This is a genomic window from Mucilaginibacter sp. Mucisp73 (assembly GCF_059491465.1).
On the sequence record NZ_CP168507.1, the window covers coordinates 5,204,937 to 5,225,932 of the forward strand.

General features: G+C 42.8%; 21 protein-coding genes. 17 read left to right on the forward strand and 4 right to left on the reverse strand.

Translation table 11 applies throughout. The features are described from left to right. Positions 1-53 precede the first annotated feature (53 nt). The 6 genes from fusA to ACEN82_RS21515 all read left to right on the forward strand — a co-directional run bounded on the left by fusA (position 54) and on the right by ACEN82_RS21515 (position 5,271). Positions 54-2,165, forward strand: a complete 2,112-nt coding sequence (gene fusA / locus ACEN82_RS21490; protein WP_090530243.1) for an elongation factor G — start codon at positions 54-56, stop codon at positions 2,163-2,165. Positions 2,166-2,320: 155 nt separating this feature from the next. Continuing rightward, a complete protein-coding gene (gene rpsJ, locus ACEN82_RS21495; protein ID WP_022830652.1) occupies positions 2,321-2,626 on the forward strand; it encodes a 30S ribosomal protein S10 in 306 nt (101 codons plus the stop codon). 107 nt (positions 2,627-2,733) lie between these two features. Beyond that, the gene (locus ACEN82_RS21500) at positions 2,734-2,943 is read left to right on the forward strand and encodes a DUF2683 family protein (RefSeq protein WP_090530246.1); all 210 of its coding nucleotides are present in this window, start codon (positions 2,734-2,736) and stop codon (positions 2,941-2,943) included. Continuing rightward, positions 2,940-3,227 (forward strand): type II toxin-antitoxin system RelE/ParE family toxin, encoded by a 288-nt coding sequence (locus tag ACEN82_RS21505; RefSeq protein ID WP_274986358.1) that lies wholly within the window; start codon positions 2,940-2,942, stop codon positions 3,225-3,227. The genes ACEN82_RS21500 and ACEN82_RS21505 overlap by 4 nt, the downstream gene beginning before the upstream one ends. Positions 3,228-3,527: 300 nt before the next feature. Further along, positions 3,528-3,881 (forward strand): YciI family protein, encoded by a 354-nt coding sequence (locus ACEN82_RS21510; protein WP_354486855.1) that lies wholly within the window; start codon positions 3,528-3,530, stop codon positions 3,879-3,881. A gap of 163 nt (positions 3,882-4,044) precedes the next feature. Beyond that, positions 4,045-5,271: an RNA polymerase sigma factor gene (locus ACEN82_RS21515; RefSeq protein WP_413318805.1), complete on the forward strand. Its 1,227-nt coding sequence runs from the start codon at positions 4,045-4,047 to the stop codon at positions 5,269-5,271. Between the two features lie 170 nt (positions 5,272-5,441). Here the strand turns inward: ACEN82_RS21515 and ACEN82_RS21520 are convergent, their stop codons facing one another. Beyond that, positions 5,442-6,674: a serpin family protein gene (locus ACEN82_RS21520; RefSeq protein WP_413318807.1), complete on the reverse strand. Its 1,233-nt coding sequence runs from the start codon at positions 6,672-6,674 to the stop codon at positions 5,442-5,444. A gap of 151 nt (positions 6,675-6,825) precedes the next feature. Here ACEN82_RS21520 and ACEN82_RS21525 point away from each other — a divergent pair, with 151 nt between their 5' ends. From ACEN82_RS21525 to ACEN82_RS21535, 3 genes are all read left to right on the forward strand, one after another. Continuing rightward, positions 6,826-8,070, forward strand: coding sequence for an alkaline phosphatase family protein (locus ACEN82_RS21525; protein ID WP_413318809.1), 1,245 nt, complete (start codon positions 6,826-6,828; stop codon positions 8,068-8,070). Between the two features lie 422 nt (positions 8,071-8,492). Continuing rightward, positions 8,493-9,362, forward strand: coding sequence for a hypothetical protein (locus tag ACEN82_RS21530; RefSeq protein WP_413318811.1), 870 nt, complete (start codon positions 8,493-8,495; stop codon positions 9,360-9,362). Positions 9,363-9,858: 496 nt separating this feature from the next. Then, positions 9,859-10,689, forward strand: a complete 831-nt coding sequence (locus ACEN82_RS21535) for a DUF6263 family protein (RefSeq protein ID WP_413318812.1) — start codon at positions 9,859-9,861, stop codon at positions 10,687-10,689. A 169-nt stretch (positions 10,690-10,858) separates the two neighbouring features. Here the strand turns inward: ACEN82_RS21535 and ACEN82_RS21540 are convergent, their stop codons facing one another. Further along, positions 10,859-11,740, reverse strand: coding sequence for an alpha/beta hydrolase (locus ACEN82_RS21540; protein ID WP_495644016.1), 882 nt, complete (start codon positions 11,738-11,740; stop codon positions 10,859-10,861). A 198-nt stretch (positions 11,741-11,938) separates the two neighbouring features. Between ACEN82_RS21540 and trxA the strand changes: the two genes are divergently transcribed. The 8 genes from trxA (at position 11,939) to ACEN82_RS21580 (ending at position 19,174) form a co-directional block, all read left to right on the forward strand. Then, positions 11,939-12,235 carry a thioredoxin gene (trxA, locus tag ACEN82_RS21545; RefSeq protein ID WP_090530271.1) on the forward strand — a complete coding sequence of 99 codons (297 nt, stop codon included), beginning with the start codon at positions 11,939-11,941 and terminating at the stop codon, positions 12,233-12,235. 127 nt (positions 12,236-12,362) lie between these two features. Next, on the forward strand, positions 12,363-13,016 hold the full coding sequence (locus ACEN82_RS21550) for a TetR family transcriptional regulator C-terminal domain-containing protein (protein WP_413318817.1): 654 nt from the start codon (positions 12,363-12,365) through the stop codon (positions 13,014-13,016). Positions 13,017-13,022: 6 nt separating this feature from the next. Further along, a complete protein-coding gene (locus ACEN82_RS21555; protein ID WP_413318819.1) occupies positions 13,023-14,381 on the forward strand; it encodes an ABC1 kinase family protein in 1,359 nt (452 codons plus the stop codon). A gap of 178 nt (positions 14,382-14,559) precedes the next feature. Continuing rightward, the gene (locus ACEN82_RS21560; protein ID WP_413318821.1) at positions 14,560-15,024 is read left to right on the forward strand and encodes a hypothetical protein; all 465 of its coding nucleotides are present in this window, start codon (positions 14,560-14,562) and stop codon (positions 15,022-15,024) included. A gap of 33 nt (positions 15,025-15,057) precedes the next feature. After that, a complete protein-coding gene (locus tag ACEN82_RS21565) occupies positions 15,058-15,372 on the forward strand; it encodes a Dabb family protein (RefSeq protein WP_413318823.1) in 315 nt (104 codons plus the stop codon). Positions 15,373-15,451: 79 nt separating this feature from the next. Next, positions 15,452-16,918 (forward strand): SDR family oxidoreductase, encoded by a 1,467-nt coding sequence (locus ACEN82_RS21570; RefSeq protein ID WP_413318825.1) that lies wholly within the window; start codon positions 15,452-15,454, stop codon positions 16,916-16,918. A gap of 32 nt (positions 16,919-16,950) precedes the next feature. Continuing rightward, positions 16,951-17,871, forward strand: coding sequence for a TIGR01777 family oxidoreductase (locus ACEN82_RS21575; protein ID WP_413318827.1), 921 nt, complete (start codon positions 16,951-16,953; stop codon positions 17,869-17,871). Further along, the gene (locus ACEN82_RS21580) at positions 17,861-19,174 is read left to right on the forward strand and encodes a cryptochrome/photolyase family protein (protein ID WP_413318829.1); all 1,314 of its coding nucleotides are present in this window, start codon (positions 17,861-17,863) and stop codon (positions 19,172-19,174) included. The genes ACEN82_RS21575 and ACEN82_RS21580 overlap by 11 nt, the downstream gene beginning before the upstream one ends. 4 nt (positions 19,175-19,178) lie before the next feature. Here ACEN82_RS21580 and ACEN82_RS21585 read toward each other — a convergent pair whose 3' ends face one another. Beyond that, a complete protein-coding gene (locus tag ACEN82_RS21585) occupies positions 19,179-20,105 on the reverse strand; it encodes an FKBP-type peptidyl-prolyl cis-trans isomerase (protein ID WP_413318831.1) in 927 nt (308 codons plus the stop codon). Between the two features lie 73 nt (positions 20,106-20,178). Further along, a complete protein-coding gene (locus ACEN82_RS21590) occupies positions 20,179-20,679 on the reverse strand; it encodes an FKBP-type peptidyl-prolyl cis-trans isomerase (protein ID WP_413318833.1) in 501 nt (166 codons plus the stop codon). Positions 20,680-20,996 lie beyond the last annotated feature (317 nt).

Here is a 20,996-nt window from a genome sequence, read left to right on the forward strand (position 1 = left end):
TTTTTAATCGGTGTAATCATTAACGGATCAGGTGAAATCACAAAACAAATAAAATGTCAAGAGATCTAAAATATACAAGAAACATTGGTATTGCCGCTCACATTGATGCTGGTAAAACTACCACTACCGAGCGTATCCTTTACTATGCTGGTGTAAGCCACAAAATTGGTGAGGTACACGAAGGTGCCGCTACTATGGACTGGATGGCCCAGGAGCAGGAGCGTGGTATCACCATCACTTCGGCTGCAACAACCGTAAACTGGAAATATCGCAACCATAACTATCACATGAACATCATTGATACCCCGGGTCACGTGGACTTTACCGTAGAGGTAAACCGTTCATTACGTGTACTTGATGGTTTGGTGTTCTTATTCAGCGCGGTTGACGGTGTTGAGCCTCAGTCAGAAACTAACTGGCGTTTGGCTAACAACTACAACGTACCGCGTATTGGTTTCGTTAACAAAATGGACCGCTCCGGTGCCGATTTCTTGAACGTGGTAAAACAGGTTAAAGAAATGTTGGGCAGCGTTGCTATCCCATTGCAGTTACCTATCGGTGCTGAAGACCAGTTTAAAGGTGTGGTTGATTTGATCAACTTCCGTGGTATTGTTTGGAATGAGCATGATAAAGGTATGACCTTTACCGAAGTGCCTATCCCTGCCGATATGCTTGACGAAGCTACTGAGTGGAGAGAGAAATTATTGGAAGCAGTTGCTGAGTTTGATGACTCTTTAATGGAGAAATTCTTTGAAGATCCTACAACCATCACTGAGCGCGAAGTATTAGACGCTTTACGTCAGGCTACATTAGCCGGTAAAATCGTTCCGATGACTTGCGGTTCATCTTTCAAAAACAAAGGTGTACAAACCATGCTCGACTATGTAATGGAGTTAATGCCTTCACCTCTTGATTCAAAAGGTGTTGTTGGTACTAATCCTGACACCGGTGCCGAAATTTTGGTTAAACCAGATGTAAAAGAACCATTTGCAGCATTAGCATTTAAAATTGCTACCGACCCGTTTGTAGGCCGTTTATGCTTCATCCGTGTTTACTCTGGTAACCTTGATGCTGGTTCATACGTGTACAACATGCGTTCAGAAAGCAAAGAGCGTATCAGCCGTATCTTCCAGATGCATGCTAACAAGCAAAACCCTATCCCTAACGTGGGTGCAGGTGATATTGCTGCGGTAGTAGGCTTTAAAGATATCAAAACAGGTGATACCCTTTGCGACGAGAAACATCAATTGGTTCTTGAGTCGATGGTATTCCCTGAGCCGGTTATCGGTTTGGCAATTGAGCCTAAAACTCAGGCCGACGTTGATAAATTAGGCATCGCTTTAGGTAAACTGGCAGAAGAGGATCCAACTTTCCGCGTACAAACAGATCAAGATACTGGTCAAACAGTTATTTCTGGTATGGGTGAGTTACACCTGGATATTTTGATGGACCGTTTAAAACGCGAGTTTAAAGTGGAAGTTAACCAGGGTGCTCCTCAGGTAGCTTACAAAGAAGCTATCACCGGTACTATCCAACACCGTGAAACTTACAAGAAACAAACTGGTGGTCGTGGTAAATTCGCGGACATCCAGGTTGTTATCTCTCCAGCCGACGACAATAAAGAAGGCTTACAGTTTGTTAACGAAATTGTTGGTGGTTCTATCCCTCGTGAGTTTATCCCATCTGTTGAAAAAGGCTTCAAAGCCGCTATGGACAATGGTGTACTTGCAGGTTACCCACTTACAAGCTTAAAAGTTCGTTTGATTGATGGTTCATTCCACGCAGTCGATTCGGACGCGTTATCATTCGAGATTGCTGCACGTTCTGCTTACCGCGAAGCATTGCCAAAATGTAAACCGGTATTGCTTGAGCCAATCATGAAAATCGAGATCCTAACCCCTGAAGAAAACATGGGTGATGTTATCGGTGACATGAACCGTCGTCGTGGCCAGCTGCAAGGTATGGACACCCGTAACGGCTCACAGGTTATCAAAGCTATGGTACCACTTTCTGAAATGTTTGGTTACGTAACTCAATTACGTACTATCACTTCGGGCCGTGCAACTTCAACTATGGAGTTTGACCACTACGCTGATGCACCTCGTAACGTACAGGACGAAGTTGTTGCCAAATCAAAAGGTCGCAAACAAGTTGCTATCGACTAAATTCAATGATTACACCGATTGTTTGTGATTCCACAGATAATCGGTGTAATTAATAAATAACCAATGATCTCACCTAATAAATAGCTCTTAGGTTGATCAATTAAAAATCGGTGAAATCACCATTCAATCGGTGAAATCCCAAAAACAAAATAACAATGAGCCAAAGAATCAGGATCAAATTGAAATCTTACGATTACAACCTGGTAGATAAATCTGCCGAGAAAATCGTAAAAACAGTAAAACCTACGGGTGCTGTAGTTAGCGGACCACTTCCGTTACCAACCGAAAAGAAAATTTTCACCGTATTACGTTCACCACACGTAAACAAAAAAGCACGTGAGCAATTCCAACTTTGCTCATACAAGCGCTTATTAGACATTTACAGCTCTAACTCAAAAACTGTAGATGCCCTGATGAAGCTTGAATTGCCAAGCGGTGTTGAGGTTGAGATCAAAGTTTGATAGACGACCGGCCCACTGAAAGGTGTGGGATCAAAAAATAAAAAAGGCCATCTGCTTAAGCGGATGGTCTTTTTTGGTTTTGACGATATTTTGCGATAACTTTAAATATGGAAGCATACGTTGTATACCCCTCAAAAGCCCAGGAAAAAGTTATTAAGGCATTTTTTGAGGCGCTAAATATTCCTTTCGAAAAAAAAGAAGAAGAAACATTACCACCTCATGTAATCGAAGGTATTGCTAAAGGGCAGGCAGATATTGAGGCTGGACGCAGTATAAGTTTGGAAGAATTTAAAAAACGGCTCACGATATCTGAATGAGCTATAATATAGTTTTTTCTTCAAGTGCACTTGAATCATTTGATGCTATAAAATCGCAATTACAAGAACAATGGGGTTCTAAAGTAGTCAAAGACTTTGAAAAACGAACTCTTAAAGTAATTGATATAATTAGTATATCACCACTCATATTTCAAGGGATAAAAAACTCAGCTCAAATAAGAAAGGGCTTTATTCATAAAAATTGTTCTGTATTTTACCAAATAAAGAAAGATCAGATCGATATTCTCTTCTTTTGGGATAATAGGCAAGAGCCGCTTTTCTAACCCATAGCATTGCCTGCGGTCCAGGCTGTGCGTTCATACTGCACGGGCCTTAACCATATGGCAGGTATCCGCTTCCGTTCTTAAAACAGCCTTTCTGATTAAATCGATGGAAAGACATTATTGAATTTTTCATCTTAATTGTATGAATTCCGTAATTCAAAAAATTACCCGGTTCAGAGAAATCCCGAAATTGAACATTTCAAGTTCAAAATAAATATTACCCGCCCTGTCCTATTTAGCCATTTCCATTTGATATAGAGGTGTAATTCATATATTTATTAACCTTTAAAATTTAAAAAGATGGACGAATTCGTTTTAATTTTCAGGCACGAGGATGGCACTAAAATAGCTTCTCCCGAACAGATCCAAATCTGGATGAAACAAACTATGGACTGGATTGGCGGCATAGCTGCTCAAAACAAATTTGTGAGTGGCACCGGCTTGCCTTTTGCCGACGCCAAAATTGTAGGGCACGGCGGCGTAGTTACCAATGGCCCTTTCGGCGAGATCAAAGAAACGATAGGCGGTTTCATCACTGTAAAAGCCGAATCGGTTGAAGAAGCTGTGGAATTTGCCAAAGGCTGTCCTGTTTTGCAGGGCGATGGCAATACCGTTGAAGTGCGGAAGGTTGCCAAGAATGATGGGGTGCATTAAAATAATTTTATAAATGATGTCATTGCGAGGAGCAGCTCGGGCAAAAGAGTATCCGGCGCGACGTGGCAATCCCGTAGTTATGCCTGCGAGATATACAAAGCAGCAAAGCACAGCTACGAGATTGCCGCGCTATCGCTCGCAATGACATTTTTCCATTTGCACCGTGCAAAACTCCGAAATCATTCCCCATCTATTCCGCACCGAGTACCGCAAAATAATATCGGTGCTGTGCCGCCGCTTTGGATTCGATCAGATGGAAACTGCCGAGGACATCGCCAGCGATACCTTCCTTACCGCAGCCCAAGCCTGGAGCTATAAAGGTATCCCGCCTAACCCAACCGCCTGGCTTTATAGCGTAGCCAAAAACAAGGCGAAAAATCATTTACAGCGTAACAGCATTTTTGAAAACAAGGTGTCCACGGAAATCCAAACCTTGGAGACCTATGAACCGGAAATCGATCTTTCGCTCCAAAACATCACCGACAGCCAGTTGCAAATGATGTTTGCAATCTGTCACCCTGCCATCCCTCCCGAGGCACAGATCGGACTTTCATTGCGCATCCTTTGCGGTTTCGGAATTGATGAAGTGGCCGAAGCCTTCCTGACCAATAAAGAAACCATTAACAAACGCCTGTTCAGGGCTAAGGAAAAGATCCGCAATGAAAAAATAGGAATCGAAATACCTGGTCCGGCTGAAATTGATAACCGGCTCGAAAACGTGCTCACCACTATTTATCTGTTGTTTAGCGAGGGTTATTATTCTGTTAGTGATAACCAGGTTTTGCGTAAAGATCTTTGCTTTGAGGCCATGCGCCTTTGCCACATGCTTATTGAAAACGAAGGCACCAACAAACCGCCGGTTAACGCATTGCTTTCGCTCATGTATTTTCATGCCTCGAGGTTTGAAGCCCGCACAGATCAAAACGGCCGACTAATTTTATATGAAGATCAGGACACCAACCTCTGGAACTATGACCTGGTAGCCAAAGGTGCCTTTTATTTAAACCTTGCCACTACCGGTACTCAATTATCAAAATATCACATTGAAGCCAGTATAGCCTACTGGCATACTCAAAAAAACGATTCCAAACAAAAATGGGAAAACATATTGCAGCTTTATAATCGCCTGCTGCAAATAGCATACTCCCCTATAGCGGCACTCAACCGCACCTTTGCGCTTGCCAAAGCCAACAGCCCCGAAGAAGCCATTATTGAGGCTGAAAAATTGAAACTCACCGGAAACCAGTTTTACTATACCCTGCTTGGCGAATTATACACCGGCATTGACAATGAACAGGCAAAACTAAACTTTGAGAAAGCACTAACGCTGATAAAAACACCTGCTGATAACGCCATTATTCAAGGCAAAATAGATAAACTTCAAAATTAACATTAGCCCAGGTCAGCAAAAAACGCCCGATAAACAACAAAAAAAAGCATTAATTACATGACTTATAAACAAGGCATTACCATGCTTAAAAATAACACCGGATACTTAAAGCTGGTATCATAAGTATGTTGCAGCGATTAAAACTATTTTGGGTAAACCCGGAGAGCATTTTATTCACTCAGCGCCGGGTTCCTCACTATCCCTGCAAATAGTATCAGCCCGGTTTTCATTTCCCGTATTGCAAAAATGAAAGGTTTATTAAAAACATGAGTTGGTGGGGCTGCCGTAGTCACTATGCCAACAGATGTTACTGCCGCGGCTTCGGTACCGTCTTCATTCACATCAATATAAGCTTTGTGTTTCACCTCGGATATACTAAGGCCACCAACCCCGTTAATTCGACTAAAATCAGCCATATCGCTAAAGGCAATGCTCATCCCTAATGATTTTAAAATATCATTCAGCGTAATATCATAGCTAAATTTAAACCTGGGCATGGTAATGTCCGATTTGCCGGCGGTGAGTTTACCCATCAGTAAATTCCATTTACTTGAATCGAGGCCCTGTGCAAAGCTTTTTATATCTCCATCAGGCATCATCAATATCATGCTGTATTTACTGTTGCTATAAGGCAGTTCAACCACATTTGTACCGTTATAATACGCGCTTTTAAGTTCGGCATGGCTATTGGTCATAAAATCAGCTTGTACAGTGCCGCCATTTGACAAACTAAATGGCGCCTTGAAGGTTGCTTTTGCATCAAAACGGGTTTTCCATATGCTTTTAAAATAAATAGCATTGATGAGGTACATCCGGGCCCCATCCGAAATTTTATCGAGGATCTTTGGAATCTTGCTGTTAGTTTGCTGGCTTACCCAACCATTAATAGTAGTTAGAGATGCTGATTCATTGCTAAAATCGAGGGCTTTCACCTCGGCATTATAAAAATCGGTATTGGTTTTCAGGAATGCCGGCAGCACCGTAAAATTATGAGCGTACCAAATGGAATTGGCTATTTTAAGTGTAGTATTTGGATCGAGATTGGGGAGGTTTGTGATGAGGTTATGATAGTAACTGTTAACCTGTTCTTCGGTAAAACTGCTAAACTCCATGGTTTTGCGGATATCTGTAAGGGTTTGCCCGCTGGCACCATTACTGGTCATACCTATGGCAAAGCTTACGCTTAACGGCGAAATGATGAGGTTTTTATCCGCGTCAAGGCTATTAACATTAGCGCTGAAAAGCTTTAAGGTAAAAGCATTACCAGGTCCAATCTGTTGTTGTTCGGTTGCGGAAAGCACCAGATCTTTACCCGGATCTTTATTAACTGGGCTGATACCTCCCTTTTTACAGGCGGTTATAGCTAAAATCCCAAAACAAAGTAAGGTTAGTTTGCGCGTCATGGCTGATAGGTTTATAATTACATTACGCCTTGTAAATCATTTACGCTACAGCATGTTAAAAATATAACGGCCCCAAAAGCATAACAATTTTTTAACGCCTGTACTTTTAAAACACCGTAATTTAGCCCTTTAAAAACACTTACTTATATCGATGCTAAATCTACTTAAAACCGCAGCTTTTTTCCTCCTGATATCGGCGGGGCTGAATACCACCGCCCAAACCCGCAAAGCAGTCTTTATTATTGCTGATGGCATCCCAGCAGATGTTATTGAAAAATTGAATACCCCTAACCTGAAACTGATAGCTAAGCAGGGCACCTACCTTCGTGCGCATGTTGGCGGCGAAAAGGGTGGTTATTCGCAAACGCCAACCATATCGGCAAATGGCTACAACAGCTTACTTACCGCCACCTGGGTTAACAAACACAACGTTTGGGGCAACGACATCAAAGCACCAAACTATAATTACTGGAATATATTCCGGATGTTTAAAAACGCTTATCCCAACAAAAAGACAGCTGTATTTAGCAGCTGGACAGATAACCGCACCAAGCTAATTGGAGATCGGCTATCCGCAGCTGGTAACATCCACCCTGATTTTGCTTATGATGGTTATGAACTGGATACCGTTAAATTTCCGCATGATAAAGCCGGGAACTATATGCACCTGATAGATGAGCAGGTAGCAGCAGCGGCAGCGGATTGTATTAAAGATAAAGCTCCTGACCTTTCATGGATATACCTGGAATATACCGACGATATGGGGCATAAATACGGCGATAGCCCGCAATATTATGATGCTATTGAAAAAATGGATGCACAGGTAGGCAAGATCTGGACTGCAATACAATACAGGAAGCAACATTTTAAAGAAGACTGGCTGATTTTTATCACAACAGATCATGGCCGCGACGAAGCAACCGGTAAAAATCACGGTGGTCAAAGCACCCGCCAGCGCTCAACCTGGATGGTTACCAGCTACCGCCCGCTTAATAGCTATGCTAAATTCTACACCCCCGGTATTGTTGATATAACGCCCTCTATCAATAGTTTTTTAAATGTAAAAGTACCGGAAGCACAACAACGTGAGATGGATGGGACCTCGCTTATCGGTCCGCTATCAGTGGCAGAGCCTGCCGCTAACTATGTGCAGGGCTCATTGGATATCACCTGGAAAGCGCTCGACCCCAAAGGCAGTGTTAAGGTTTGGGTAGCAGCCGATAATACCTTTAAAGAAGGTAAGGCCGATGATTATAAGCTGTTAGCTACTGTACCGGTTACTAATGAGCATGTGCTGGTTGATGTTAAAAATATGCCCTCTAAATTTTATAAGGTTGTTATTGAAGGATTGAATAATACAGCGAACAGATGGGTTGTACTTGATGAAAAGAAGTAACCTGGCTCATTATTTAGAAATTTTCATAACGCCTCCCTGCACTAAATGCAAGGAGGCGTTATTGCTTTGTATCTCTTGTAAAAACATCCCGGTTAAGCTTTCCCAACCCAATCAGCCCAAAATACAAACTACTTTGTATTGTGTGCCCTCCACGGGCTCCGTAAACTTGTGATATAAAAACAATCCAAATCACAATGAAAAAGCCACAATCATGTACCTCTGGTGTAACGCCTGCTAACAGCAGCACGTTAAATTTTATTATGACAAGCCCCGCAGCTCCGTTAATAAACCAGCCGCTCTATCGCAAAAACAAAAAATTACCAGTTGTTTTTTTGCAGGTAAATTGCATACATTAGATCATTGCCTGTTGGCGTTGATCTGTTCATCACAATCATCAAAACACACCTAATCCGTTTACTAAAATGATCTGTAAAACCAAAATATGGGCAATTATTTGCTGTGTTACCGGTGCATTTTGTTTGAGTACACAAGCTGCTTATAGCCAAAACCAGTTTGAAAAAGAACTCACGCAAAAAATAGACAACTTTCTGGCACCTGTCCCTCAAACCAACCAGCAAACAATATCAGCACAAAATGAGCTTTACCCAAGCGATGCTCCTGGCGGCATATTAATTCCATCGGGCTTTGGGGGATACGGCACCTACCTGTTTGGAGGCCTTGGCGCTACCTACCCTGAAGTGTACAGGGACAACAAAGCCGATCTGATTGCCTCGGTGGGTGCATGCGTTGGCAACCCTGTAAAAGCAATAAACTTTGCCGCCAGTTTAAATATAACTGATGTGCACCGGTTCAGGGATTTCTCAGGTAACTTCATTGTAAGCCGTAAATTATTTGCAGGTACAAGCATTTCGGCCGGGGCTTTGCAGATGTTTGCCAACGTAAGGCAATCAGACGCATCAGGTTCGACCTTTTATATGGCTGTAAGCCACGCTGTACAAACTATTAAATCATTAACGCCAGGCTGCTCAAGGCTCAGTTATACAATTGGTATTGGCAGCGGCAGGTTTTATGAAAAAAGTCCGAAAGATATAGCTGTGGGAAGAGGGAAACACGGCACCGCTGTATTTGGCAGCATATCCTATGAGCTTATCCAGCATGTAAACGTAAATGCCGAATGGACCGGCATGAACCTTGGTATTTCGGCAGGCATCAGGCCATTCCCCGTGCCTTTGAGTTTAGCTGTGGGGGTTGCAAACCTTACCCGGTATACCAATGATAAGGCCAATATGGTGTTCTCTATCGGTTACCCACTCTCCCTAAGCCGACGATAACTCTTTCTCAGCAAAAATTAATTATTTCATTAAAACATATAAAATCTATGAAAAAGATAATCATAGCAGCATTCGTCGTGTCCGCAACTTTAATTATAAGCACTAAGCGGACTTCTGCCCAAAGCAGAAACAATCAATCGGATTGGAATGTACCACCACCGATACCTCCTTATACGCCACCGCCACCGGTAATTCCGCCACCCACAGTGCCGCCACTACCACCACCGCCGTATAAACCGGTAATACCAGTGCCACCGATTAAACCACCTAACATTCCGCCCACTCCGCCACCACCGGGACCAGGGCCACATATGCCACCGCCAACCCATATGCCACCACCAACTCATATGCCGCCGCCTACTCATATGCCACCCCCAACGCATATGCCACCGCCTACGCACATGCCGCCACCGACCCATATACCAAACCATTAATAAACAGTGATTTAGATTTAGTTTTCCAATGCGACAGGGGATAATACAAATCGATTAAAAAAATGAAAACACACCTCTTCAATATAAAAATGGCATTAATAGCTTTATTGCTGTTCATAGCCTGCGTCAGCAAAGCCCAACGCCGCGAACTTACGTTCAAGCAAGGCGATGAGTACAATAAAACAACCTATATAAGTGCGGCAAGTATATTGCAGCGGGGGGAGCAAACATTCAATATCAATACAACATCATCAATATCAAAAACCTATAAGGTTACAGGTATTACCCGTAGTGGGTTTGTTTTAACTGTTACCACAAGTCACATCAACGATACAATGGATGCCTTTGGTAAAAAAATGGAATACAGCTCAGACAGGCCTGCCGATACCAGCTCATACATCCAGATGGCACTGCAAAGTCTTATAGGCAAATCGGTGACGCTCACCATTGATAAAAATGGGATCATAACCGATGTAAATGATCCTGATGAGCGATACGCTACCGACACGCTGTTATTATTCGCAGGTTTTAAACAGGATCAGTTTATAACCGGCACACGCTTAAACCTGGTTGCCGATAACTCGGAAGCATTAAAAACGGGTTCAAGCTGGGTGAGCGATATATCTTCGGGTAATGAGAAGATAAACACTACTTATACAGTAAGCCAATCAACACAGCCTGACAAGTATACTAACCTGATGCTTACCAGTACATCATCAGCACCTGAGCAAAACAGTAATACAAATGGTGTACTTGTGGTTGATAACGCTTCAGACGTGATATTGGTTTCAACAGTAAAAACAGCTACGCTGAGTTACAAATTTGTTAACGACACCACTTATTCATTTGGCCGGCGTACCGAAGTAGTGGAAAATTGTATAAAAATGAATTAATACGAACCGGAGAGATTCATTACAAAATGCACAGCTTTTACCGAAAGCTGGTACAAGATACATTAGTCCTGAACGTAGGGGTACAATAAGGGCTATTGTTAAAAGAAGAGGCTATGCTGTTAAGTTATGCATATGCCTCTCTTTTTATAATCCTATTTTTTTACTGTACTTAATGAAGTTTCATCCTTTTGGCTGTTGCCGGGTGCAGGTAATTATTATCGCTCAACCAGTCGGCCATGCGCTGGGGCCAGGTGCTGATGCTTTGCAGCTTTGATCGGTAACCCATATTAAAGCCATGATCGCCCTGGGTATAAATATGTATTTCAACCGGTATTTTTGCTTCCCGGTAACGCTGCAGTAATTTTACTACCGATGGCGAGCAGCAAACATCATCATTAGCAGCTAACAAAAACGCCGGCGGGGCATCATAGGGCAGTTTATCGGGAATATAAAGCGGTCCCGGATAAATCTGGATCAAAAACGAGGGACGGGCATTTAACCTATCGACCGGATCAGCAGCTCCAGGGTCACCTTTACCCCCGCCATAAGCAACCATATCAACCACCTCGCCGCCTGCCGAAAAACCCATCATCCCGATACGGTTTGTATCCAAACCATATTCAGCTGCTTTGCTGCGTACCAGCCGCATGGCCCGGTAGCCGTCCTGTTTGGCATGTACATCAATTTTGTATGGCGATAGCGTATCCCTGCCCAAACGATATTTCAGTACAAAAACGGTAACACCCAAAGTATTAAGATATTTTGCAGGATCAACACCTTCGGCAGTGTATACCAGCAAACGATGGCCGCCGCCGGGGCATATCACCACCGCGGCGCCATTAGCTTTATCCTTCGGCGGCACAAAAACAGTAAGTGATGGATTATGGATATTTTTAACCCAATAGTCCTTAGCCTGCTCTGACTCGTTGCGGCGGTTTTCAAAGCCCGGCGCTCCATTTGGCCAAAGCGGTATAACAGCGTCCTGGGCCACACCCGCAAAAGGGAGCGCAAAGAGTACCAGGAATAGGTAAGTGCTTAGTTTTGTTTGCATAAAGTAAATATACTTCATAGCCGATGCTTTGATATTAAAACACTAAACTTTTACGCGGGTTAATGGTTAAATTTGAATAGCATATAGTTTATGGATAATAGTTCATAGCAATTAGCTTATCTACAGAAAACAGGCATCACTATAATGCCCGTACTATGAACCATCATCCATGAACCATGAACAACTAATAAAATACTTATGGCAAATTTCCAGGAAATAATAGCATCAGAAACACCGGTGCTGGTCGATTTTTCGGCCGAGTGGTGCGGGCCTTGTAAAATGATGCCACCTATACTGCACGATGTTAAAACAGCGTTAGGTGATAAGGTAAAGATCATCAAAATAGATATCGACAAAAATCCTGCGGCAGCCAGCGCGTACCGTATTCAAAGTGTGCCTACGCTTATGATCTTTCAAAAAGGGCAAAGCAAATGGCGCCAAAGCGGTGTGGTACAGGCCAGGCAGCTGCAACAGGTGGTGGAGCAGTTTTTATAACTTCACCCCAGCCCTCTTCAAATGGAGAGGGAGTTATATAATTTATGAGGTTTTACAATTTTAACATATCAGCTCAAAAGCCCCCTCCTTTGGAGAGGATTTAGGTGAGGCTTAAATCCCAATCAACATGGCAACTATCGAAAGCATCCAGACCGCGTATATCGATTATGTATTAACCGAAGGCGAACAGCCTAAGTCGGTTTATATATTCGCTAAGCAAAATGAAATGAGCGAAGCCGAATTTTACCAGTTCTACGGTTCGTTTGAGGCGGTTGAGCAGGGCATTTGGGCTGGTTTTGCCACCAAAACACTGGCCGAGATCCGTGCACAGGAAGTTTGGGAAGGCTATACAGCACGTGAAAAAGCTTTATCATTTTTTTACGGTTTTTTTGAGTTGTTGAAAAGCAGCCGCAGCTTCGCGGTTTACAGCATTAAAAAGCAGCCCAAAGGTTTTACTACGCCCAGGGCATTCAGTCTGCTGAAAGACCTTTTTGAGGGCTTTGCAGATGAGATTTTGAAGGAAGGAATTGAAAGCACCGAACTAAGCGATCGTAAATACTTCTCCAAAAAGTATAAAGACGCGTTATGGATCCAGTTTGTCTTCGTACTTAACTTCTGGATCAACGATAACTCGGCAGGCTTTGAGAAAACCGATGAGGCCATCGAAAAAGGCATTAATGTAACTTTTGATCTTTTTCAACGCTCACCTATCGATAACCTTTTTGAATATGGTAAGTTTTTGGTGCAAAATGGTGGGATAAAGGATAAGATGGGATTTTAAAATAATATGGAAGATAAAGAGAAAGTCTCCCCTTCCGGAGGAGATTTAGAGGGGGCTCCCGAACAAAATAGCATACCCACTACCAAAGTACAGCGGTCGGCCAAATTTGTAAAAACAGGTATTAAAATTGGCGGCAATTATATTAAGCATTATTCCAAAAAGCTATTCAACCCTGACCTGGATAAATCGGAGTTGAACGAGGATAATGCTGCTGATATCTATCAATCATTAAGTGAGCTTAAAGGTAGTGCGCTCAAGGTAGCGCAAATGCTCAGCATGGATAAAAACCTGCTGCCGCAGGCTTATGTTGATAAGTTTACTCAATCGCAATACAATGCGCCGCCGCTTTCCGGGCCTCTTATTGTGCAAACATTCAGGAAGTATTTTGGTAAAAACCCCGATCAGATTTTTGATAAATTCAATATCCGCTCAACCAATGCAGCTTCGATAGGCCAGGTTCACCAGGCGGAGCTAAATGGCAAAAAGCTTGCAGTTAAGATCCAATACCCTGGTGTAGGCGATTCTATCTCGTCTGACCTGAAACTTGTTAAGCCTTTTGCCTTCAGGATGCTGGGCATGAGCGAGAAGGAACTGGATGTTTACATGAAAGAGGTTGAAGAACGCCTGCTGGAAGAAACCGATTACGAATTGGAAGTACGCCGTTCTGTTGAGTTTTCCAATGCCTGTGCCAATCTTGAAAATGTGGTATTCCCTAATTATTACCCCGAGCTAAGCAGTAAGCGAATTATCACCATGGACTGGCTGGAAGGCAAACACCTGAAAGAGTTTTTGGCCACCAATCCATCGCAGGATCTTCGCAACCAGATAGGTCAGGCTTTGTGGGATTTTTACAACTTTCAACAACATGAACTCCGGGCCGTGCATGCCGACCCGCATCCCGGCAATTTTATGATCACACCAGCAGGTAAACTTGGGGTCATTGACTTTGGCTGCATTAAGGAAATGCCCGAGGATTTTTATTATCCCTTCTTTTCCCTTACATCAACCAATTTACTGGATAACAAGGAGGAAACCATCAAGGCATTCCGCCAGCTGGATATGATCCATAAAGGAGATACCCCGGCGCAGATCGAATTTTATTATACCCAGTATAAAGAGATGATTAGCCTGTTCGCGCAGCCATATATTACCGATACATTCGATTTTGGCCAAACTACGTTTTTTGATCAGTTGTATGGTTTTGGCGAGCGTATATCTAAAATGCCCGAGTTTAAACAGGCCCGCGGCGTAAAGCACTTTATTTATGTAAACCGTACAAACTTTGGATTATATAATATCTTGCATGAGCTGAAAGCTAAAGTAAAAACGGATACTTTTAAGCCGCATGTGGTGTTGGAGTATTAAACAGTTGGCAGTTCTGAGTTTGCAGTGGAACCAGTTTATAATTAGCTATATTTGGATAAACCTGTCACCATTTATGAAAGTGCAATACCTGCTTCTAATAGCGTGTTCATTAGTTGCCTGCAAGTCAAAGCATACAAAACCAGATATCGATTCTTCTAAAATCAAAAAACTTAAAGTTTTGCCGGCATCCTATAAAAGTGCAACTAAGATTAAAGCAACGGTTATTGATACATCTAATACCGATAGCGAGGCTGCTTATGCAAATTATTATATTTTAATTGCCGATACAGGTATCAATTATTATACGCTCAGGGATAGAATGTTTGACTTGAATAAATTATCCGGTATCCCTATTGATACGATGGAACGGGGATATAATAAAGCTAAAGACCTCATTGCATTATCCGATAAGGATAAAGATGAGATTTATGCGGGCGAATATTATCCACGGAGATTTCCATCCAAAACGTTAAGCCTTGAATATCTTGATACCTACCAATTTGATACAAACCCAAAAACGATTACTTTAGTAGCCGGGATTTATGAAAACAAAAGCAGTGCAGACAGCGCCTTACAAGTTATTGATAAGGTTAAAACAGCCTTTGTTTTTAAGGGAAGGGTTTACGCCGGCTGCATGCATTAAAAATAATTTTACAACTTAACACATTATTTCTCCATGCCTCTACTCCAAAACACATTCGTCCACCATGTACATTTCTGGCTTAAAAACAAAGCCGATAAAGATAAACTTATCGAAGGGTTTAACATCCTCCTTCCTATTCCGCACATCCGCGATATACATATCGGCATACCGGCCGATACCAACCGCGATGTAATTGACCGTTCATATGATTTATCACTATTGATCTTATTTGATTCGCCCGAAGCTCAGGAGGCTTACCAGGTTGACCCTACCCACATCATCTTTGCCGAAGAATATGCCAAGCCGCTATGCAGCAAAGTAGTTGTTGTCGACAGCATAAACATATAAGCTCTAACTAATTGGTAACATATTATAAGGCAGGCACTGTTGTTTAAAACCGCCTGCCTTTTTTGTTGTTTCACTATGCATGAAGGTTTTACTTGCTGGTGCTAACGGCTATATAGGTACACGGCTTATCCCGGTTTTACTGGAGAATGGTCACGACGCGATTTGCCTGGTACGTGATAAACGTCGTTTTCACGAGCACAGCGATTTCAGCGGGCAGGTTACCCTCATCACCGGCGATCTGCTTAAAGAATCAAATATCGAAGCTTTTCCTGAAGATCTCGACGCAGCTTATTACCTGGTGCATTCCATGGCGCAAACACAGGATTTTGCAGCGCTCGAGACCCTCTCGGCGCATAACTTCGTACAGGCACTCGATAAAACCAATTGTAAACAGGTTATTTTTTTAAGCGGGATTACCAACGACGAAAATCTTTCGCGCCATCTTGAATCCCGGCGCCACGTAGAGGATGTGCTGAAAGAAGGCAAAGCTGCATTAACTGTATTACGGGCGGCAATTATCATTGGTTCGGGCAGCGCCTCATTCGAGATCATTCGTGATCTTACCGAAAAGCTTCCTGTGATGACCGTTCCGCGCTGGGTGAACACCAAATGCCAGCCGATTGGCATCCGCGATGTACTGGGTTACCTGGAAGGGGTAATGCTGAACGAAAAATCGTTTAACCGCACTTTCGATATTGGCGGGCCTGATATTCTTTCCTTTAAACAAATGATGCTTACCTATGCCAAAGTACGTAAGCTGAAAAGGTACATGATCACCATACCTTTCCTGTCGCCCAAACTATCATCATACTGGCTTTATTTTGTTACTTCAACAAGCTATACCCTTGCCCAAAACCTGGTGAACAGCATGAAGAACGAAACGATAATGCACGATCATAGCATTGATGATATAGTGCCACGAAAATGCCTGACTTATGAAGAATGCCTGGAACTTGCTTTTGTGAAGATAGAGCAAAACTCTATTGTATCAAGCTGGAAAGATGCTTTTAACCAGGGTTACCTTAATCCCGGTTTTATGGACCAGATCAAGGTACCTCAAAACGGCACGCAGGAATACAAAGTAAAAATGCCTTTTGAGCGCCCGGCCAACGAAGTGTTTACCAATGTGCTTTCTATAGGCGGCAACCGCGGCTGGTATTATTGGGACTGGATTTGGAACATCCGCGGTTTCCTGGATAAGATCTTTGGTGGTGTTGGCTCGCGCCGGGGGCGCACAAGCAATATTGATATAAGCCCTGGTGATGTAATTGATTTTTGGCGGGTTTTGCTGGCCGACCGCGAAAACAAACGCCTGCTCCTGTACGCTGAAATGAAATTGCCGGGCGAAGCATGGCTTGAATTTAAAATAATTGAACGCCATGGTAAGCAAAGTTTAAGTCAGGTAGCTACCTTTAGGCCCAACGGCCTGTGGGGCCGCTTGTACTGGTATGCCATGTGGCCTTTTCACCTGTTTATATTTAACGGTATGGCAAGGGAGATTGTTAATTATAAAGAAAAAGCTGGGACCATAGTCGATAGACCATAGTCCATAGCAATAGCGTATCAGGTAAAAACACTATGGACAAAATTATGGGCAAAAGTATACTATTAACCGGCGGATCGGGATTACTGGGAACGCATCTCACCAAAGCATTATTGGCAAAGGGTAATACCGTAAGTCATTTAAGCAGAAAAGCCGGTAACAATCCGCAGGTAAAAACATTTGTATGGGATATCAACAAAGGTATCATTGATGAGCATTGTATCGACGGAATTGATACCATCGTGCATCTGGCCGGGTCGGGCATTGCTGAAAAGCGCTGGACCGACGCCCGTAAAAAAGACCTGATAGATAGCCGTGTAAAATCAATTGAGCTGGTGTATGATCTGCTAAAACGCAAACAGCATCAGGTTACTTCAGTTATCTCCGCATCAGGCATTGGTTATTATAGTGACCGTGGAGATGAACTGATGTATGAAACAAGCGCTCCGGCCGGGGATTTTATATCCCAATGCTGTGTACTATGGGAAGCTGCCGTTGATGAGGGCCAAAAGTTTGGGGTTCGAATTTTGAAATTCCGTACCGGTGTAGTACTGGATAAAGATGGCGGTGCACTACCAACCCTTGCAAAACCTATAAAACTATATATTGGCTCGCCCATTGGCAGCGGTAAACAATGGGTGCCCTGGATCCATTGGCAGGATGTTGTGAATATGTACCTTTTAGGGATCGAAAATAAGAACCTTAGCGGCGTTTACAATATGGTTGCACCAAATCCTGTCACCAATAAGCAATTAACCCAGGCAGTTGCCAAACAATTACATAAACCACTGTGGGCGCCAAATGTGCCGGGCTTTGTGCTCAAACTTTTATTGGGCGAGATGAGCAGTATAGTACTGGGCAGTACCAAAGTATCGGCACAAAAAATTGAAGACGCCGGTTTCAAATTTAAATTTGCTGATATAGATACAGCATTAAGTGAAATTTATGGATCATAAAACACCGGTAACTTTATTTTGGTTCCGCCGCGATTTGCGGCTTGATGATAATGCGGGATTTTATCATGCCCTCAAAAGCGGGAACCCGGTTTTGCCCGTTTTTATTTTCGATAAAGAAATATTAGAAAAACTTGAAGACAAAGACGACGCACGTGTTACGTTCATTCATCAAACCATAGCAAGCTTAAGTGCCGAACTGCATAAACACGGCAGCAGCCTGATGGTATTGCACCACAAAGCCGCAGATGCCTGGGACAAGCTCATCAAAACATATAATATTGCCGGGGTTTATACCAACCATGACTACGAGCCTTACGCCACTAAACGCGATGATGAGGTACACGCAAAACTTAAAGAACGTGGCATTCCCCTTAAAACCTATAAAGACCAGGTAATTTTTGAAAAGGATGAAGTTATAAAAGACGATGGCAAGCCTTACACCGTTTACACTCCATATCAGCGTAAATGGTACAGTATTCTAAAGCCATTTTATTTAAAGGCCTATCCAACAAAAAAATATCTTAAAAATCTTTATCAAACCGAGGCATTTCCTATCCCATCGTTAAAAGAAATGGGCTTTAAAAAAAGCAATATGCCCCTGCCTGACAAAAGTTATGAAGGTGTAATTAAAGATTATAAAGACCAGCGCGATTTCCCGGCCATTAAAGGCACCTCACATATTGGCATGCATTTACGCTTTGGTACCGTAAGCATCCGTGAACTGGCCGGTACGGCCTACAGTCATGATGATAAAACCTGGCTTAATGAGCTTATCTGGCGCGAATTTTATATGATGATATTACATCATTTTCCTGATACGATGGACCATGCTTTCAGGCCGGAATATGATCGCATCCATTGGCTAAACGATGAAAAACAGTTTGATGCCTGGTGCAAAGGCGAAACCGGTTTCCCAATCATTGATGCAGGGATGCGCGAACTGAATACAACCGGCTTTATGCATAACCGCGTACGCATGATAGTGGCCAGCTTTTTAAGCAAAGACCTGCTGATTGACTGGCGCTGGGGTGAACGCTATTTTGCCCGTAAGCTGCTGGATTACGAAATGGCCAGCAATGTAGGCGGCTGGCAATGGGCTGCCGGCTCAGGTACCGACGCGGCGCCGTACTTCAGGATCTTTAACCCCGATGCCCAGACCAAAAAGTTTGACCCGGAACTTAAATACATAAAAAAATGGGTTCCGGAATATGCCGACTTCAGCAAATATCCAAAACCCATTGTTGATCATGCTGCCGCACGCGACAGGTGTTTAGCAGTGTTTAAAAAAGCACTGGCTAAGTGATATTTTAATTGGTAACCGTAGCTACAGTAAAGTCAAAATACAACACCACATTTGCAGCTATTGATGAACCACTGCCAGTGTTGCCATAACCAAATCTCGAAGGTATTATGATAGATACTGCAGACCCGGCTGTTTGCCCGGTTAAACCTTCCTGGGCACCTTTAACTAAACCGCTAACTGTAAAAGATGAAGAGGTTGTCCCTTGCAGGGAGGTACTGTCAAACACTGTATCATTTAAATATTTGCCCGAATAGGTACAAGTTATGTATGAATCGAGGTCTATTAAATCAGAACCGGTACCAGGTGTAGCTACTTTTATATATACCCCATCGGCCGTTTTGGTAAACCCGGTAAGCCCTTTAGTTTTGATATAATTTTTAATGATAGCATCATCATACAGCTCCTGGTTTGAAACCACATTAATATAATAATCCAAACTTTGGTTACCACCGATATGAGTATTTGCATTACTTGAGCTGCCCGATCCGTAACCATTAACGCCATAAGCCAAATGCGATGGGATGATCACCCTTGCCGCCGTACCTTTATATTTTATCAGGTTGTGGATAGCTGTCTGTAAACCTTTGGGCAGTGAGTTGCTAACATGTCCCAGGTAACCGTAAAAATGGTTTGTATTAATCGAGTCAACAGATACAAACTTACCATCGAGCGTGCGGACGGTAAATACAAATGAGATCTGATCTGAGTAATCCATCGGTGTACCGCGGCCTTGTGAAAGGATCTTGTAGTAAATACCGGTTGTATCGCCGTCGGTTGTATCACGCAACATACCTGTAATGCTGTTTGCTGCTATGTAATTCTTGATCTGGGTGTCATCATATTGCTTAATGTCTGGATCGTTCCTGTCTTTCCGGCATGATATAAGGCCTATAGAGATAAGTACTAAGAGCGTAAAAATAGTTTGTTTCATTTATTATAATTTGTCTTTTTAACCGCCTAAAGCTTTTGCTCGCCGGCCTATATTGTCCTTTTATCTGGCTTTATTAATTGGTTACGTTATACAGCTGAATTTGAAAATCAAGTACTGAGTTTGCCGGCAAATGTATCGAATCCTGCGCATATGGCCCATAGGCATAACGCGAGGGAATCAGCAATCGAACCTTACCTCCCGGTTTGATCTGCGGGATACCTAACTGCCAGCCTTTTATTACACTCCCCAATACATAGGTGGGATGAAACTGGTCCGTTTGGGCAAATACTACCCCCGATGTTAGTATTTTGCCGGTATAACCAACTGTAACCTGTGTCGAACTGGTATAAAGCACATTACCTATTCCTTCTTCGCCAGGATTAACTATGTAATAAACGCCTGTTGTATCTATTCGTTTAGCCTTCAAACTACCATTAGCAGCAAGGTAACCGGCAATGATAGCACTATCAATTTCCTTTTGCTTGTTGTATTGAACTAAGGGGCTGACAGATGATTTTACGCAACCGCCTGCAATAACGCCTAAAAGCAATAAAACTATCAGTATCCTGTTCATCAATTCAAAAGGCAAATTTATTCTTTTAAAATAGAAAAACGGCAGCTTAACACTTTTTAACAATTAATAAAAAGCAGGCGCCGTTTAAAACACCCCATAAAGGACATTTCGAAGGTAAAACGTTCAATTTTAAGTAAAAGTGTATGAATGTCATTTTGCTGCGCAGTCATTTATTTCACGTCATTAAGTCATTGTTGCTCGCCCCATAACATCAGGCAAATCCCCCAATAACGCGAAGCAAATTACTTAATGACTACACATTGCAATGACACGGAGTAAATGACAGCGCAGCGCAATGACGCGAAGCAAAATGACCA

Excerpts from the sequence above, each read along its gene's own strand:
- ACEN82_RS21550 (WP_413318817.1), top strand. The coding sequence starts at position 12,363 with ATGGCAACTATCGAAAGCATCCAGACCGCGTATATCGATTATGTATTA.
- ACEN82_RS21540 (WP_495644016.1), bottom strand. The coding sequence starts at position 11,740 with ATGCAAACAAAACTAAGCACTTACCTATTCCTGGTACTCTTTGCGCTC.
- fusA (WP_090530243.1), top strand. The coding sequence starts at position 54 with ATGTCAAGAGATCTAAAATATACAAGAAACATTGGTATTGCCGCTCAC.
- ACEN82_RS21525 (WP_413318809.1), top strand. The coding sequence starts at position 6,826 with ATGCTAAATCTACTTAAAACCGCAGCTTTTTTCCTCCTGATATCGGCG.
- ACEN82_RS21570 (WP_413318825.1), top strand. The coding sequence starts at position 15,452 with ATGAAGGTTTTACTTGCTGGTGCTAACGGCTATATAGGTACACGGCTT.
- ACEN82_RS21585 (WP_413318831.1), bottom strand. The coding sequence starts at position 20,105 with ATGAAACAAACTATTTTTACGCTCTTAGTACTTATCTCTATAGGCCTT.
- ACEN82_RS21555 (WP_413318819.1), top strand. The coding sequence starts at position 13,023 with ATGGAAGATAAAGAGAAAGTCTCCCCTTCCGGAGGAGATTTAGAGGGG.
- ACEN82_RS21505 (WP_274986358.1), top strand. The coding sequence starts at position 2,940 with ATGAGCTATAATATAGTTTTTTCTTCAAGTGCACTTGAATCATTTGAT.
- trxA (WP_090530271.1), top strand. The coding sequence starts at position 11,939 with ATGGCAAATTTCCAGGAAATAATAGCATCAGAAACACCGGTGCTGGTC.
- ACEN82_RS21535 (WP_413318812.1), top strand. The coding sequence starts at position 9,859 with ATGAAAACACACCTCTTCAATATAAAAATGGCATTAATAGCTTTATTG.
- ACEN82_RS21510 (WP_354486855.1), top strand. The coding sequence starts at position 3,528 with ATGGACGAATTCGTTTTAATTTTCAGGCACGAGGATGGCACTAAAATA.
- ACEN82_RS21500 (WP_090530246.1), top strand. The coding sequence starts at position 2,734 with ATGGAAGCATACGTTGTATACCCCTCAAAAGCCCAGGAAAAAGTTATT.
- ACEN82_RS21575 (WP_413318827.1), top strand. The coding sequence starts at position 16,951 with ATGGACAAAATTATGGGCAAAAGTATACTATTAACCGGCGGATCGGGA.
- ACEN82_RS21580 (WP_413318829.1), top strand. The coding sequence starts at position 17,861 with ATGGATCATAAAACACCGGTAACTTTATTTTGGTTCCGCCGCGATTTG.
- ACEN82_RS21530 (WP_413318811.1), top strand. The coding sequence starts at position 8,493 with ATGATCTGTAAAACCAAAATATGGGCAATTATTTGCTGTGTTACCGGT.
- ACEN82_RS21590 (WP_413318833.1), bottom strand. The coding sequence starts at position 20,679 with ATGAACAGGATACTGATAGTTTTATTGCTTTTAGGCGTTATTGCAGGC.
- ACEN82_RS21565 (WP_413318823.1), top strand. The coding sequence starts at position 15,058 with ATGCCTCTACTCCAAAACACATTCGTCCACCATGTACATTTCTGGCTT.
- ACEN82_RS21520 (WP_413318807.1), bottom strand. The coding sequence starts at position 6,674 with ATGACGCGCAAACTAACCTTACTTTGTTTTGGGATTTTAGCTATAACC.
- rpsJ (WP_022830652.1), top strand. The coding sequence starts at position 2,321 with ATGAGCCAAAGAATCAGGATCAAATTGAAATCTTACGATTACAACCTG.